Source organism: Micrococcus luteus (assembly GCF_014138885.1).
In the GTDB taxonomy this organism is placed as follows: domain Bacteria; phylum Actinomycetota; class Actinomycetes; order Actinomycetales; family Micrococcaceae; genus Micrococcus; species Micrococcus luteus.
Window position 1 is genome coordinate 1737846 of sequence record NZ_JACJIK010000001.1, and the last position, 13640, is coordinate 1751485.

The following is a 13640-nucleotide window of genomic DNA, read 5'->3' on the forward strand; positions in this document are numbered from 1 at the left end:
CCGCAGGATGGAAGTTCCTCAACAACCCACCTGCCAGAAGAGACCCACTCATGACTCACGCTAACGCACCCCTGACCCCCACTGGCCGTCTCAGGATGGTCCACCGCCACCTGCACGACGGGATCCCGCAGGCACACGTGGCCGCCGAGTTCCGGGTGAGCCGGCCCACGGTGGCCACTTGGGTCGCCCGCTACCGCGCCCAGGGAGAAGCCGGCCTTCAGGACCTGCCCAGCCGGCCGCACCGTTCACCTGCCCAGCTCGATCCGGTCCTGGTCGCCCAGATCCACGCCCTGCGGCGGGAGCGCAAGTGGTCCGCACGGCGCATCCATCACCACCTCGTCTCCGAGGGCCACCGGGTGTGTCTTCGTACCGTGGGACGGTGGCTGCACCGACTCGGGATCTCCCGCCTACGGGACCTGACCCCGGCCGGAGAAGACCTGCGCCAACGACCCCAGAAGATCACCGCGAGAGGGCCGGGGCACATGGTGCACCTGGATGTGAAGAAGATCGGGAAGATCCCTGACGGGGGCGGCTGGCGTGCTCACGGACGTGAAAGTGAAGCAGGCCGTGCTTCCAAGCGTGGTGCAGGCCGGCGGGTCGGGTACACCTATCTGCACTCGGCGATCGACGGGTACACCCGCCTGGCGTACACCGAGGCGTTGGAGGATGAGAAGGCGGTGACCACGATCGGGTTCTTCTGCCGGGCGAGGGCGTTCTTCGCCGCCCACGGCATCACCGTGGACCGGGTGGTCACGGACAACGGGAACAACTATCGGGCTGCGGACTTCACCGCGAAGGTGGTCTCGCTCGGGGGCCGGCATCACCGGATCCGCCCCTACACCCCGCGCCATAACGGGAAGGTCGAGCGGTACAACCGGCTGATGGTCGATGAGGTCCTCTACGCCCGCCCGTATACCTCAGAGCAAGCTCGGCGTGAGGCCCTGGCGGTGTGGGTGAACCACTACAACTACCATCGGCCTCATACCTCCTGCGGAGACGCTCCTCCGGCCTCGTTGGCACCGGCCCGAGTCAACAACGTCATGCCCTCCTACAGTTAGCCGGCGACGCGTTGGTCCGCTGCCACCGCCGGGTCCAGCAGGACCTGCATGGCCACCGCGGCCGCACGGGCGACCCGCTCTACTCCGCCCGTCGAACCCTGCACGCCGGAACCGGGTTGCTCACCGACAAGCAGAGGGCCCGGCTCGAGGCCACTTGGGGGACCTGCCAGCGGATGATCAGCGCCTACCGCGAACCCGACAGGGCTCGAGGAAAGGAGTCGATGGTTGGCGTGCACAGGTTCAGGAGGAGGTGACAGGCAGGTCCTTCGGAGACTTGCGCTGACCGGAGCGCTGCCCGGACTGCCCGGACCGCCCGGACCGACCGGGCTGCGCCCTGGGGCAGGGTCACAGCATTTCCAGTGGTCGCGGTCCGCTCGGGGGCGGAAACGCACGGTCCAGAGCATCCAGGTCTTCGCGGGTCAGCTGCACGTCCAGTGCTGTGGCGTTGTCGCGCACGTGCTGCGGGCTGCTCGCCTTGGGGATCGTGCAGAGCGAGTCGCGGCGCAGCACCCAGGCAAGGGCCGCCGCCGCGGGGCTGACGCTGTGACGGGCCGCGACGTCGTTCAGCGTCGTGTCGTCAAGGATGCGGCCCTGCTCGATCGGCGAGTACGCCATGACCGGCAGCTGGTGGTCGGCGCACCACGGCAGGAGGTCGTACTCCGGTCCTCGCCGCGACAGGTTGTACAGCACCTGATCCGTGGCCAGCCCGCTGCTGCCCGGCACGTCCTGCAGCTCGGCGAGGGCCCGGTGGTCGAAGTTGCTGACGCCCCAGTATCGGATTTTCCCGTCCTCGACGAGCTGGTGGAAGGCCGCGACGGTGTCCTCCAGCGGGTACCGGCCCTGCCAGTGCAGCAGGTAGAGGTCGATCCGATCGGTGCCCAGGCGTTTCAGGCTGCGTTCGCAGGCCGCGATCGTGCCGGAACGGGAGGCGTGGGACGGCAGGACCTTGCTGACCACGAACGCCTCGTCGCGGCGACCCGCCAATGCTTCACCGACCACCTCCTCCGCGCCGCCGTCGGCGTACATCTCGGCGGTGTCGACCAGCGTCATGCCCAGCTCGAGGCCGGCGTGCAGCGCGGCGACCTCGTCGCCGCGGCGGCCGGGGTCCTCACCCCAGCCCCAGGTGCCCTGGCCCAGCACAGGGATGGACTCCCCGCTCGGCAGCGTCATCCGTCGCATCCGCGATCACTTCCTTCTGGTTGTCCTGAGGTGGGACGTGGGCTGAGATCCTCGAAGGGCCGGCGCGTCCCCGGCCGGTGCTGGCTTATAGGAGGGTTGCGGGTACCGAGGTGCCGGGTGTCGAGCCGGTAGTCAGCCCCGCCTGTGCCATGTGGCGTACCGGGCTGCTCAGGAGCGGTTTCCGGCGCCGGTGGGCTGGACGGTACCACCACGGCGGAACAGAAGGCAGAGGTCATCGGGTGAGCGGCTGGTGGCCAGGTTCCCGTCTCGGGCGGCCTCTTGGTCCACCACGTTCACGCCGGCGTTGCGCAGGTCGGTGCGGATGCTGGGGAATGAGGTCAGGGCCCGGCCGGTCACGAGACGTCATGGCCCTGCCCGGACTGCCCGGCCACCCCGCCTTACGCCCCCGCTCGCCAGTACTGGCCGCGGTCCGCGAGATGCTCGGCGGGCCGCAGACCTCGTTCCTGCTGATCGCCGGTCAGCACAACGCCCAAGCCGACCGCTGCCTCGGTGTCGCCCCGGGAACGCACCCCGGCCGCCCACACCTCCGCCCCTGCAGTAGACTCCTGAACACTGTTCAACTCGTCGGGCACTCGCCATGCGCCCCGCGCCTCGGCTGAGCGCCCCCTCGCACTCGCTTCCGCACCAGGAGTCCCTCCATGAGCACTTCCGTGCCCTCGTCCCACGACGGCCACGTCCGCCCCGCGGCCACCACGACGGCGGACCGCCCCACCGACGCCGGCCGCCCCCGTCGCGGTTCCGCCGGCGGCAGCCTCGCGCGCATCGCCGTCATGACCGCGTTGATGGCCGTCCTCGGTCTGGTGCCGCCGATCGCCGTCGCCGGTGTGCCCGCCCCGATCGTGCTGCAGAACATCGCCGTGATCCTGGCCGGTGTGATCCTCGGCCCGTGGCGCGGGGCCGCCTCGATGGCGCTGTTCGCCGGCCTCGTGGCGCTCGGCCTGCCGCTGCTCAGCGGCGGCCGCGGCGGCCTGGGCGTGTTCGCCGGCCCGACGGCCGGCTTCATCCTCGGCTGGATCCCGTCCGCGCTGATCGTCGGCCTGATCTTCTGGGCCCTCACCTCCCGGGCCCGCCCCGGCCTCGGCGCCGGACGGGTCGCGCTCGGCGCGGCCGTCGCCGGGCTGATCGGCGGCGTCGTGATGGTCTACTTCTTCGGCGTGCTCGGCTTCGTCGGGATCGCCGGGATGGAGTTCGGCGCCGCCGTCCTCTCCATGGCCCCGTTCGTGCCCGGTGACCTGATCAAGCTCGTCGTGGCCGTCATCCTCATCGTCGGCCTGTGGAAGGCCTACCCCCGCGCCTTCCGATGAGCCCGGACCGTTCCGTCACCCTCACGGGCGTCCGCGTCGAGGCCGACGGCCCCGAGGGCGTCGTCGTGCTCCTCGACGGCGTGGACCTCACCCTCACGGCCCCGCGCGTGGCGGTGATCGGGGAGAACGGCTCCGGCAAGTCCACGCTGGCCCGCGCGATCGCCGGACTGGCCGACGTCGTCGCCGGGGAGGTGAGCGTGCACGGGGTGGACGCCGTCCGGGACGTGAAGGCGCTGCGCCGCACCGTCGGCTTCGTGTTCGCGAACCCGGCCGCACAGATGGTCATGCCCACCGTCCGGGAGGACGTGGAGCTGACCGTGAAGTCGCTCAGGGACGACGCCGGCCGCCGCCTGACCCAGGACGACGTCGCCGCGCGCGTGGCCGCGGCGCTTCAGGAGCACCGGCTCACCGCGCTCGCGGACCGGGCGTGCCTGTCCCTGTCCTCGGGGCAGGCGCAGCGGCTGGCCATGTGCTCGGTGATGACCGCCGGGCCGTCCCTGGTGATCGCCGACGAGCCGACCTCCCTGCTGGACGGCCGGCACCGGCGGATCGTGGCCGACCGGCTGCTGGCCGCAGACCCCTCCGCCCCGGACGGGTTCCAGCTGCTGCTGGTGACCCACGACCTCGAGCTGGCCCGTGCGTGCGACGAGGCCGTGTGGATCCACGGCGGCCGTGTGGAGCGGACCGGCCCGGCCGAGGACGTGGTCGAGGCGTACGAGCGCTTCCTGGACCACGCCGTGGCGGCGGAGCTGCGCTGATGCTCTCCCTGTACATCCACGGCGACTCGCCCCTGCACCGCGCCCGCGCCGGCCTCAAGACGGGCCTGTTCGCGGTGTGGGTGCTGGCCCTGACCCTGCTGACGCTGTCCCGGTGGACGGCCGGCGCCGCCGTCGTGGGTGCCGTGACCGCGTATCTCGTGGGCTTCGGGCTGCGGCGTGGGGCGGCGATGATCGCCTCCGACCTGCGCGCTCTGTGGCTCTTCTACGTGGTCCTGTTCGCGGCGCAGTGGATCTTCACCGACGCGTTCGCCGCCGGACTCATGGTGGCGCGCGTGCTCGGGCTCGTGCTCACCGCGCAGGTGCTGACGCGCACCACCCGGATCGCGGACATGACCGGGGTGGCCGAGGCGGTGCTGCGGCCGGTCGAGCGGATCCCGTGGGCGGGGCCGCGCCTGGCGCGGGCGGGGTTCCGCGCCGACCGCGTGGGCCTGGCGATGGGCCTGGTGCTCTCCTCGATCGGCCACCTGCGCGCGCTGGCCGAGCAGATCCGGCATGCGCAGGCCGCCCGCGGGGTGCGGATGGCGCCGTGGGCCTGGGCGCTGCCGCTGCTGGTGCTCAGCTTCAAGCACGCCGACGACGTCGGCGACGCTCTGGCCGCCCGCGGCATCGACTAGAGCCGCCCGCCCCCGCACCGCGTGGGGTGGCGGGCTGGCTCAGAGGGGGTTGTCCAGGGGCAGGCGGTCGCGGTCGTAGGTGATCTCGGTGAAGCCGTGGGGCACGGGCTTGCCGTCCTCGCCCAGGGACACGAACACGATCTTGTCGATGGTCAGGATCATCTCGCCGGTCACGATGTTCCGCACCTTCGCCCGCATGCTCAGGGACGTGCGCCCGAACTCGGTGGCGCGCAGGCCCATCTCGATCATGTCGCCCTGCTTCGCCGAGGCCAGGAAGTTGATCTCCGAGATCAGCTTCGTCACGCACCGCGGGTTGCCCAGCTGCAGGGTCGCGTAGATGGCCGCCTCCTCGTCGACCCAGCGCAGCAGCGAGCCGCCGAAGAGGGTGTTGTTCGCGTTGAGGTCCTCCGGCTTGACCCACTTGCGGGTGCGGAAGTTGACGTCGTCGTGGGCGGCGCGGTCGGCCGAACGGGTGAAGAGCGTGGAGTCCATGGCCCCACGGTAGAGCGACGCCGACGCCGGCACGAGAGAGGGCGCCCGATGCGGAGACGTGCTCGAGCAGGCCGTAGGGTCGCCGGAGGGATCCGCAACGGAGCACACAGGAAGGACCCGGCCGATGACCATCCGCCCCCACCCCGACCCCGCCACACCCGACGCCACCTGGCGCGATGTGCCGGTGGTCGGCTTCACGGTCTCCGCCGGCATCGCCGTCCTGTTCTGCCTGGTTTGGCTGCTCCGGGACGGGCTCACCACCGACTACACGTGGGGGCTGCTGCTGGCCCCGGTGCTGATGGGTGTGGCCGGGGTGGCGGTGATGGTCCTCTGGGAGCGGCTTCTCGCCCGCGTCCCACGGCTGGCCGCCACGCTGGTCGCCGCCGTCGCCCTCCCGGCCTTCGTGCTGGTGCTCGCCTGGTGGCTCGTCGAGGTGAACGCGCAGAGGCACCTGTTCACCGGGAGCACGTTCTGGCTGCTCGCCGTCGCCCCGGCCTGCGCGGGCCTCGCCTGGCTCGCGCACCGGTTGCTCCCGGCCGCCCGCCGGCCCGTGGGGGAGCCCCCCGCCGCCCTCGACGACGACGCGTGGGCCCGCCGCCTCGCCGGCGTCCTGCGGCTGCGCAAGGACCTGCCCGACGCGCGGGTGGCCGAGATCGTCCGTGGCGCGCGGGCACGCGGGGCCGTGGCCGGGCGCCCGCTGGCCGAGGAGCTCGGCTCCCCGGAGGCGTACGCCGCGGGCTTCCGGAAGGACCGGGTCGCCGCGCCCCGCCGGCGGGCCTGGGCGGTCACCGCGCTCGTGGTGCTCATCCTGGCCAGCCGTCTCCCGGGCGTGGTGGCCGGGGAGCGGCTCAGCGCGTGGAACGTCGCGTACCTGCTGGTCGCCCTCGTCGTGCTGGTGTGGGAGTGGCGCGGCTACCGGGCGGCGGTGCGCCGGGCCCGCCGCTGAGGGGTCTCACGCCCCCGCGGCGGCCAGCACCCGCGCCACGTGGCGGCGGTGCACCTGGTGGATCAGCTCGATCAGCCCGCACCCGACGGCCGCGATCACCAGCGCGGCCACGAGCACGTCCGTGGGCGGGACCTCCATCTGGTGGTACCAGCGGGAGGCCGGCACCAGCACGACGGCGGCCAGCACCGCGTACATCGCCAGGATCAGCAGTACCACGCGCGCGCTCAGCGGGCGGGACATCACGCTGAGCACCCACAGGCCCAGCAGGGTCAGGGTGATCATGAACGCGGCCTGCTGGCGGGCCAGGTCGACGTCGTCGGCGGTGAGGCGCACGTACGTCTGCAACGCCACCATGGACAGCAGGATCACCGCGCCGGAGGGGATCGCGAACCGCAGCGCCCGCCCCAGGAAGCCGGGCACGTAGCGGCGCGGGTTCGGCAGCAGGGCGAGGAAGAACGTGGGTGCGCCGATCATGATGAAGTCCACGGTGGAGGCCTGCCGTGGCAGCAGCGGGAACTGCCACGCGAACAGGGAGAACACCACGCCGAACAGCAGCGCGTACGTCGTCTTCGTCAGGTAGATGTGGGCGAGCCGCTCCATGTTGGCGATCACCTGGCGGCCCTCGCCGAGCACGCGTGGCAGGCGGTCGAAGCGCCCGTCCAGGAGCACCATCCGGGACACCGCCTTGGTGGCCGGGGCCGCGTTGCCCATGGCGATGCCCAGGTCCGCGGTCTTCAGGGCCAGGGCGTCGTTCACGCCGTCGCCGGTCATGGCCACCACGTGCCCGCGCGACTGCAGCGCCTGCACCATCGCCTTCTTCTGGTCCGGGCTGACGCGGCCGAACACGTCGTGCTCGGCCATCACGTCGGCGAGCGCGCCGGGGTCCTCCGGCAGGGTGCGCCCGTCGTAGGCCTGGCCCGCCACCTCGAGACCCACCTCGCGCGCCACGGCGGCCACGGTGCGCGGGCTGTCCCCGGAGATCACCACGGTCCGCACGCCCTGCGCGTGGAAGTAGTCGAGGGTCTCGGCGGCGTCCGGGCGCACGTTCTCGCGGAACGTCACGACGGCGACCGGGACGCCTCCGGCGGGCAACGCATCCCCGATCAGGGGCTCGTCCGTGCGGGCCAGCAGCAGCACGCGGCGGCCGGCGTCCGCGTCGGCGTGGACCTGGGCGCGGACGGCCTCGGCGGCGTCGGGGCCCAGGAGCCGCTCGTCCACGAGGGCCTCGGGCGCACCGAGCAGCCACGTGCCGGCCGCGGCCCCGGCCTCCGGGCCGAACGCGACCGCCGACCACCGGCGCGCGGAGGAGAACGCCACCTGGGCCGCGGGGTCCACCGCCGGGACGGCCGTGAAGGGCTCGCGCAGGGCCGCCGCGGTGGGGTTCACGTCCGGGTCCGCGCCGAACCAGGCGAGCACGGCCCGAGCCCCGTCGCCGACCTCGGCCGGGGCGCCGTCGTCGTGGGCGTCCGGGGACGCGTCCGCCGAGGCGGGCGCGGCGAGCCGGTCGAACCGGACGCCGCCCTCGGTGAGGGTGCCGGTCTTGTCCAGGCAGACGGTGTCCACGCGGGCCAGGACCTCCACGGCGGGCTGCTCCTGGATGAGGACCTCCTGCTGGGCCAGCTTGAGCGCGGCCACGGCGAACGCGATGGTCGTCATGAGCGCCAGGCCCTGCGGGATCATGCTGGTCACCGCCGCCACGGACGCGATCAGCGCGGGCTCCAGGGCGGCCTCGCGCGGCTGGGAGAGGGCGAGGGACCAGCCGCCGACCGCCGTCATCTGGCCGTGCACGATCACCGCGATGATCGGCACCAGGGCGATCGTCAGCCAGCGGGCCACCGTCTCCAGGGCGCCGCGCAGCTCCGAGCGGATGGCGGAGTAGCGGCGGGCCTCGGCGCTGAGCCGGGCCGCGTGCGAGGCCGAGCCCACCGCCGTCGCGCGCACCAGGCCCGCGCCGGCCACGACGGCCGAGCCCGAGAGCACGGCGTCCCCGGGGGTCTTGGGCACGGGGTCGTTCTCGCCGGTGAGCAGCGCCTCGTCCATGTCCAGGCCGTCCGAGACGAGGACCTCGCCGTCCACGGGCACCTGGTCGCCGCGGCGCAGCACCACGACGTCGTCCCGCACGATCTGCGCCATCGGCAGGGGCACGCGCGCCCCGTCCCGGATGACGAGGACGTCGTCCTGGTGCAGCAGCGCGATCCGGTCCAGCTTCCGCTTGGCCGAGTACTCCTGGACCACGCCGATCACCACGTTGGCCACGGCCGCCAGCGAGAACAGCAGGTCCAGCCAGCGGCCCATCAGGATCACGACGACGGCGCACAGCGCGATCGCCAGGTTGAACAGCGTGAACACGTGCACGCGCAGGATCTGCCCCAGCGAGCGGGAGGTGTCCCGCGACTGGACGTTGACCAGGCCCGCGCCCTCCCGCTCGGCGACCTCGGCGGCGGTGAGCCCGGTGATCCCCTCCACCCCGGTGAACCCCAGGCCCGTCCCGCTCTCGGGGGCGGACGGGTGCGCGGACGCAGGGGAGGGGGAGGCCATGGCACAGAATCTACCCAGCCGGTGCGGGGCCGGGCATCCGACGAGGGGATGAACCCGGGTGCGACCGCAGGCGGGACCGCGGGTGGGGCGGGCTCACTCGCCGGTCTGGCCGTCGATCCCCTCGCGCAGCAGGTCGGCGTGGCCGGCGTGGCGGCCGTACTCCTCGATCATGTGGGTGAGGATCCACCGCAGCGAGACCGGGTCCCGCCCCTCCCGGATCCGGTGGGCGCGGGCCAGGGCTGCGGCACCGTCGTCGCCGTCCGCCGCGAGCAGGTCCACCACGATCTGCCGGGACCGCTCCACCTGGCCCTGCCACAGGGCGCGCAGGTCCGCCGCGGAGTCCTGCGCCGCACTGTGCCAGTCCCAGTCGGGGTCCGCGTCGAAGTCCGCGCCCACCCAGGGCGCCGAGGTGGGCTCGCCGAGGGCGACGGCTTCGAACCACCAGAACTCGACGAACGCGAGGTGCTTGAGCAGGCCGCCGAGCGTCATCGCGGACGGGTGCCCCGGCAGGCGGCGGTGCAGCGCGGCCGTGTCCAGGTCCGCCGTCTTCCACTCGATCGTGGCGCGCAGGAAGTCGAGGAAGCCCAGCAGGGTGGCGGCCTCGCCCGCGGCGAAGGGCGGCTCGGGGCGGCCCTGGTCGTCGTAGAACACGGTGGTCATGGCGGCCAGGCTACGCCCCACCCGCGTTGTCGTTCGGGAAACGGCGCGTGCGGGGGCGGGTGAGCTGGCGGGCGGGGGCGGGTGCGCCCGCGGACCTGGAACGCGTGCGGTCGCTCTGCACCTGAAAAGTGCGCCCATACCGACCGCAGGCGTTCCCGGAACGGGCGGGCCGGCGTCGTGGCCACCCAGGAGGACCCGGAGGAGCTCGTCGGGGTCAGCGAGGACTGGGCGGCGCAGGCGTACGCGGACGCCGCCGCGGTCGGAGGCGATCCTGCTCACCGCGGCGGATCCACCACGAGTCGCACCCGCGGGCTCGCCTGCTCGGCGGCGTCCTCCTGGGTCTCGGCGATCCGGCGCCAGATGCGGTCCGCCGACGGGTCGACCATGAGGTGCCCCATCTGCCGGATGACGGTGCCGAACACGGACGTCGGCATGCTGCGCCGCGGGGCGAAGCCGGACCGGCGCAGGCGCTCGGTCTGTTCCGTGGTCAGGTCCACGAGGCGCTCCAGCAGGGACTCGGTCTCTCCGCCGGCCTCCAGCAGCGAGCGGCGCACGTAGGCCCCCACCACCGGGTGGTCGGCCAGCAGGTCCGCGAACGCCGCGTCGCGGGCCGCGGACACCTCCTGTGGGGTGCCCACGAGCGGGACCTCGTCGAGGGTCGCGGCGATCAGGCGCAGCACGTCGTCGTCGACGGCGCGGGTCAGCCCCGCCTTGCTGCCGAAGTGGTGCCGCACCAGCCCGGGGGCGACGCCGGCCCGTTGCGCTATCTCGCGGACGCTGGCCATCTCGACCCCCCGCTCGGCATACAGCTCGAGGGCCGCCAGGCGCAGGCGCGCGGGGGAGGAGAGATCGTCCTGGTCGAAGGGCAGGGGGGTGTTCATCGGGTCCTCGGGGCTGGGTCGGCGGATGGGATGGCCCGTGGTCGGGAGACGAGGATGCGGGGGCTCGCTGAACCCTACGGCAGGGATCGAAACGACCCTCGCACCCTTCTTGCACGCTAGTGCAACATCGTGCTTGAGTGTGCAACACACGCCCAGTGAGGCATGTCACAGATGACTGCCGCCCGCCTCCGCGACCACCACACCTCCCAGGGGGACCCATGCAGACCACCGACACCGTCCTCGGCACCCCGTCCACCATGGGCGACGACGAGCAGCTCACCACCACCCGCCTCCTGCGGGACGCCGCCCGGACCTTCGGGGATCAGCACATCATCCACACCCGCGGCGGCGGCTCCCCGTGGCAGACCACCACCTACGCGGCCGTGTGGGAGCGGGTGCGCCGCATGGCCGCGGCCCTGCGCGCCGAGGGCGTCGGGCCGGGGGACCGGGTCGGCCTGCTGCTGTGGAACGACGTCCGCCACCTCGAGTCCTACTTCTCCGTCCCGCTGCTGGGCGCGACCATGGTGCAGCTCAATCTGCGCCTGGCGCCCACGGACCTGGCCTACGTGATCACCCACGCGCAGGTGGGGACGATCGTCGTGGACGAGACCCTCCTGGAGCTCGCCGCCGCGCTCGAACCGCACCTGCCCGGGGGCATCCGCTGGATCGTGGCCGGCGACGGCGAGCTCCCCGCCGACTGGGCCGGTCGCGGCGACGTCCTCTCCTACGAGGCCCTCCTCGACGGGCAGGAGCCGCTCGAGACAGCGGACCTGCCGAACGTGAGTGAGCGCTCCGCCTCCGGCGCCTGCTACACCACGGGCACCACCGGCCGTCCCAAGGGCGTCTTCTACTCGCACCGGGCCACCTGGCTGCACGCGCACGCCGTGGTGTCCACCCTGGGCATGACCATGGCGGACACCGCCCTGCTGCTGACCCCCATGTTCCACGCGCAGTGCTGGGGCCTGCCGTTCGCCGCCGTCGCCGTGGGCGCGCGCCTGGTGCTGCCGGGCCGGTTCAACCTCACGGACACCCCGTGGCTGACCTCCACCCTCGTGGACCACGGCGTCACCGTGGCCCCGGCAGCCCCCGCGATCCTCATGCCGATGCTCCACCACCTCCGCACCCTCGAGACGCCCCCACGGATGGACGGCGTGCGCCTGCTGTGCGGCGCGACGGAGCCCCCCGTGGCCATGATGCGCGGCTTCGACGAGCTCACCGGCGCGGAGGTCATCCACGCCTACGGCGCCACGGAGACCTCGCCCATCGTCTCCCTCAACCGCATGAAGCCGAGCCTCATGGACACCCTCTCCGAGGATGAGCGGTGGAACCTCAAGCGGTTCCAGGGCCTCGTCGTCGTCGGGGTGGACGTGAAGATCACCGACCCCCTGGGCGAGCTGCTGCCGCCCGGCGAGGAGAACGTGGGCGAGATCCGCCTGCGCGGGCCCTGGGTGACCACCTCCTACGCGGACAACGCCGAGGCCACCGAGGCCGGCTTCGACGACGAGGGCTACTGGCGCTCCGGGGACCTGGGCTACCTCTCCCCGGAGGGCTACCTCAAGGTCACCGACCGCCTGAAGGACGTGGTCAAGTCCGGTGGCGAGTGGATCTCCTCGATCGACCTGGAGAACCACATCATGACCGTCCCCGGGGTCCGCGACGCCGCCGTGATCGGCGTCCCCCACCCCCAGTGGGAGGAGCGTCCTCTGGCCCTCGTGGTGCGGGACGAGGACTCCGACGTCGACCAGGACGCCGTCCTCGCCGCACTCGCCGAGCGCTTCGCCACCTGGCAGCTGCCGGACGAGGTCCGCTTCGTGACGGAGATCGACCGGACCGGCGTCGGGAAGGTCAACAAGCGCAAGCTGCGCGCCGACTACGCCGACGCCCTCACCTCCGGCCGCTGACCGGCCCGCCACCTCCCCAGACCCACCCCGACCCCAGGAGACCCCGTGACCCAGGACGCCTTCCTCTACGACGCCCTCCGCACGCCGCGCGGTGCCGGCAAGCCCTCCGGCTCCCTCCACGAGGTCAAGCCGATCGACCTCGTCGTCGGCCTGACCCACGCGCTGCGCGACCGCCATGAGGGGCTCGACCCCGCCGACATCGAGGACATGATCCTCGGCTGCGTCAGCCCGGTGGGCGACCAGGGCGCGGTCCTGCCCCGGGTGGCCGCCCTCAAGGCGGGCCTGCCGCAGACCGTGGCCGGCGTGCAGCTGAACCGGTTCTGCGCCTCCGGGCTCGAGGCCGTGAACCAGGCCGCCGCCCGCATCCGCTCCGGCTGGGAGTCCCTGCTCGTGGCCGGCGGCGTGGAGTCCATGTCCCGCGTGCCCATGGGCTCCGACGGCGGCGCGTGGGCCATGGACCCGGCCACCTCCCTGGCCACCGACTTCGTCCCGCAGGGCGTCTCCGCGGACCTGATCGCCACCCGTGAGGGATTCAGCCGCGCAGAGCTGGACCGCTTCGCCGCGCAGAGCCACCGCCGTGCTGCGGCGGCGTGGCAGGAGGGCCGGTTCGCCCGCTCCGTGGTCCCGGTGACGGACATGAACGGGATGACCGTGCTGGACCGGGACGAGACCATCCGCCCCGACTCGTCCGTGGAGACCCTGGCCACGCTCAAGCCCTCCTTCGAGGCGCTGGGCCGGGAGGCGGGCTTCGACGCCGTGGCGCTGGAGAAGTACAGCTCGCTGGCGGGGATCGAGCACCTGCACCACCCCGGCAACTCCTCGGGCATCGTCGACGGCGCCGCGCTGACGCTGATCGGCTCCGAGGAGGCCGGCCGGCGGGCCGGGATGAGTCCGCGGGCCCGGATCGTCTCCGCCGCCGTCGTCGGCTCCGAGCCCACCATCATGCTCACCGGCCCCACCCCGGCGTGCCGCAAGGCCCTCGAGGTGGCCGGCATGACCGCCGCGGACATCGACCTCGTGGAGATCAACGAGGCGTTCGCGGCCGTGCCGCTGCTGCTGATGAAGGAGATGGGCTGGACCGAGGAGCAGACCAACGTCAACGGCGGCGCGATCGCCATGGGCCACCCCCTGGGGGCCACCGGCGCCATGATCCTCGGCACCCTCGTGGACGAACTCGAGCGGCGCGACCTGCGGACCGGCATCGCCACGCTCTGCATCGGCGCCGGCATGGGCGTCGCCACGATCGTCGAGCGCGTCTGAGCGCCCC

12 protein-coding genes and 2 pseudogenes are annotated in these 13640 nt (G+C 72.9%); 8 read left to right on the forward strand and 6 right to left on the reverse strand.

The features are described from left to right. Positions 1–50: 50 nt before the first annotated feature. Together HDA34_RS08095 and HDA34_RS08100 are read left to right on the forward strand one after the other, a co-directional pair. The gene (locus HDA34_RS08095; protein ID WP_182496704.1) at positions 51–1058 is read left to right on the forward strand and encodes an IS481 family transposase; all 1008 of its coding nucleotides are present in this window, start codon (positions 51–53) and stop codon (positions 1056–1058) included. Beyond that, positions 1046–1282 (forward strand): annotated as a pseudogene (locus HDA34_RS08100) (ISL3 family transposase); the annotation flags it as partial. The gene HDA34_RS08095 and the pseudogene HDA34_RS08100, both read left to right, overlap by 13 nt. 121 nt (positions 1283–1403) lie before the next feature. Here the strand turns inward: HDA34_RS08100 and HDA34_RS08105 are convergent. Together HDA34_RS08105 and HDA34_RS08110 are read right to left on the reverse strand one after the other, a co-directional pair. Then, positions 1404–2228 (reverse strand): aldo/keto reductase, encoded by an 825-nt coding sequence (locus HDA34_RS08105; RefSeq protein ID WP_233437106.1) that lies wholly within the window; start codon positions 2226–2228, stop codon positions 1404–1406. 177 nt (positions 2229–2405) lie between these two features. Further along, a pseudogene (locus HDA34_RS08110) lies at positions 2406–2597 on the reverse strand (DJ-1/PfpI family protein); the annotation flags it as partial. 299 nt (positions 2598–2896) lie between these two features. Between HDA34_RS08110 and HDA34_RS08115 the strand changes: the two are divergent. The 3 genes from HDA34_RS08115 to HDA34_RS08125 are packed head-to-tail and all read left to right on the forward strand — an operon-like array spanning position 2897 to position 4955. Further along, positions 2897–3562: a biotin transporter BioY gene (locus HDA34_RS08115; protein WP_044658727.1), complete on the forward strand. Its 666-nt coding sequence runs from the start codon at positions 2897–2899 to the stop codon at positions 3560–3562. Next, positions 3559–4320 (forward strand): energy-coupling factor ABC transporter ATP-binding protein, encoded by a 762-nt coding sequence (locus tag HDA34_RS08120; protein WP_049147549.1) that lies wholly within the window; start codon positions 3559–3561, stop codon positions 4318–4320. The genes HDA34_RS08115 and HDA34_RS08120 overlap by 4 nt, the downstream gene beginning before the upstream one ends. Beyond that, positions 4320–4955 (forward strand): energy-coupling factor transporter transmembrane component T family protein, encoded by a 636-nt coding sequence (locus tag HDA34_RS08125; RefSeq protein WP_129867287.1) that lies wholly within the window; start codon positions 4320–4322, stop codon positions 4953–4955. Before HDA34_RS08120 ends, HDA34_RS08125 begins: the two co-directional genes overlap by 1 nt. A 39-nt stretch (positions 4956–4994) precedes the next feature. Here the strand turns inward: HDA34_RS08125 and HDA34_RS08130 are convergent, their stop codons facing one another. Next, a complete protein-coding gene (locus HDA34_RS08130) occupies positions 4995–5447 on the reverse strand; it encodes an acyl-CoA thioesterase (protein WP_051050163.1) in 453 nt (150 codons plus the stop codon). Positions 5448–5571: 124 nt separating this feature from the next. Here HDA34_RS08130 and HDA34_RS08135 point away from each other — a divergent pair, with 124 nt between their 5' ends. Beyond that, positions 5572–6393 (forward strand): hypothetical protein, encoded by an 822-nt coding sequence (locus HDA34_RS08135; RefSeq protein WP_134377510.1) that lies wholly within the window; start codon positions 5572–5574, stop codon positions 6391–6393. A 6-nt stretch (positions 6394–6399) separates the two neighbouring features. Here the strand turns inward: HDA34_RS08135 and HDA34_RS08140 are convergent, their stop codons facing one another. The 3 genes from HDA34_RS08140 to HDA34_RS08150 form a co-directional block, all read right to left on the reverse strand. Continuing rightward, the gene (locus HDA34_RS08140; RefSeq protein ID WP_134377509.1) at positions 6400–8931 is read right to left on the reverse strand and encodes an HAD-IC family P-type ATPase; all 2532 of its coding nucleotides are present in this window, start codon (positions 8929–8931) and stop codon (positions 6400–6402) included. A 93-nt stretch (positions 8932–9024) separates the two neighbouring features. Continuing rightward, on the reverse strand, positions 9025–9591 hold the full coding sequence (locus HDA34_RS08145) for a DinB family protein (RefSeq protein WP_010080071.1): 567 nt from the start codon (positions 9589–9591) through the stop codon (positions 9025–9027). A 275-nt stretch (positions 9592–9866) separates the two neighbouring features. Further along, positions 9867–10472, reverse strand: coding sequence for a TetR/AcrR family transcriptional regulator (locus HDA34_RS08150; protein ID WP_041104679.1), 606 nt, complete (start codon positions 10470–10472; stop codon positions 9867–9869). 218 nt (positions 10473–10690) lie between these two features. On the opposite strand from HDA34_RS08150, the gene HDA34_RS08155 reads away from it, so the two are divergent. Together HDA34_RS08155 and HDA34_RS08160 are read left to right on the forward strand one after the other, a co-directional pair. Then, entirely contained in the window at positions 10691–12373 is a 1683-nt protein-coding gene (locus HDA34_RS08155; RefSeq protein WP_134377508.1) for a long-chain-fatty-acid--CoA ligase, read from the forward strand. A 45-nt stretch (positions 12374–12418) separates the two neighbouring features. Further along, positions 12419–13633: an acetyl-CoA C-acetyltransferase gene (locus HDA34_RS08160; protein ID WP_036336657.1), complete on the forward strand. Its 1215-nt coding sequence runs from the start codon at positions 12419–12421 to the stop codon at positions 13631–13633. Positions 13634–13640: the final 7 nt, after the last annotated feature.

What these genes read in the sequence shown, in the direction of transcription:
- HDA34_RS08155 (WP_134377508.1), top strand. Translation starts at nt 10,691, where the DNA reads ATGCAGACCACCGACACCGTCCTCGGCACCCCGTCCACCATGGGCGAC.
- HDA34_RS08105 (WP_233437106.1), bottom strand. Translation starts at nt 2,228, where the DNA reads ATGACGCTGCCGAGCGGGGAGTCCATCCCTGTGCTGGGCCAGGGCACC.
- HDA34_RS08095 (WP_182496704.1), top strand. Translation starts at nt 51, where the DNA reads ATGACTCACGCTAACGCACCCCTGACCCCCACTGGCCGTCTCAGGATG.
- HDA34_RS08140 (WP_134377509.1), bottom strand. Translation starts at nt 8,931, where the DNA reads ATGGCCTCCCCCTCCCCTGCGTCCGCGCACCCGTCCGCCCCCGAGAGC.
- HDA34_RS08130 (WP_051050163.1), bottom strand. Translation starts at nt 5,447, where the DNA reads ATGGACTCCACGCTCTTCACCCGTTCGGCCGACCGCGCCGCCCACGAC.
- HDA34_RS08125 (WP_129867287.1), top strand. Translation starts at nt 4,320, where the DNA reads ATGCTCTCCCTGTACATCCACGGCGACTCGCCCCTGCACCGCGCCCGC.
- HDA34_RS08115 (WP_044658727.1), top strand. Translation starts at nt 2,897, where the DNA reads ATGAGCACTTCCGTGCCCTCGTCCCACGACGGCCACGTCCGCCCCGCG.
- HDA34_RS08120 (WP_049147549.1), top strand. Translation starts at nt 3,559, where the DNA reads ATGAGCCCGGACCGTTCCGTCACCCTCACGGGCGTCCGCGTCGAGGCC.
- HDA34_RS08150 (WP_041104679.1), bottom strand. Translation starts at nt 10,472, where the DNA reads ATGAACACCCCCCTGCCCTTCGACCAGGACGATCTCTCCTCCCCCGCG.
- HDA34_RS08135 (WP_134377510.1), top strand. Translation starts at nt 5,572, where the DNA reads ATGACCATCCGCCCCCACCCCGACCCCGCCACACCCGACGCCACCTGG.
- HDA34_RS08145 (WP_010080071.1), bottom strand. Translation starts at nt 9,591, where the DNA reads ATGACCACCGTGTTCTACGACGACCAGGGCCGCCCCGAGCCGCCCTTC.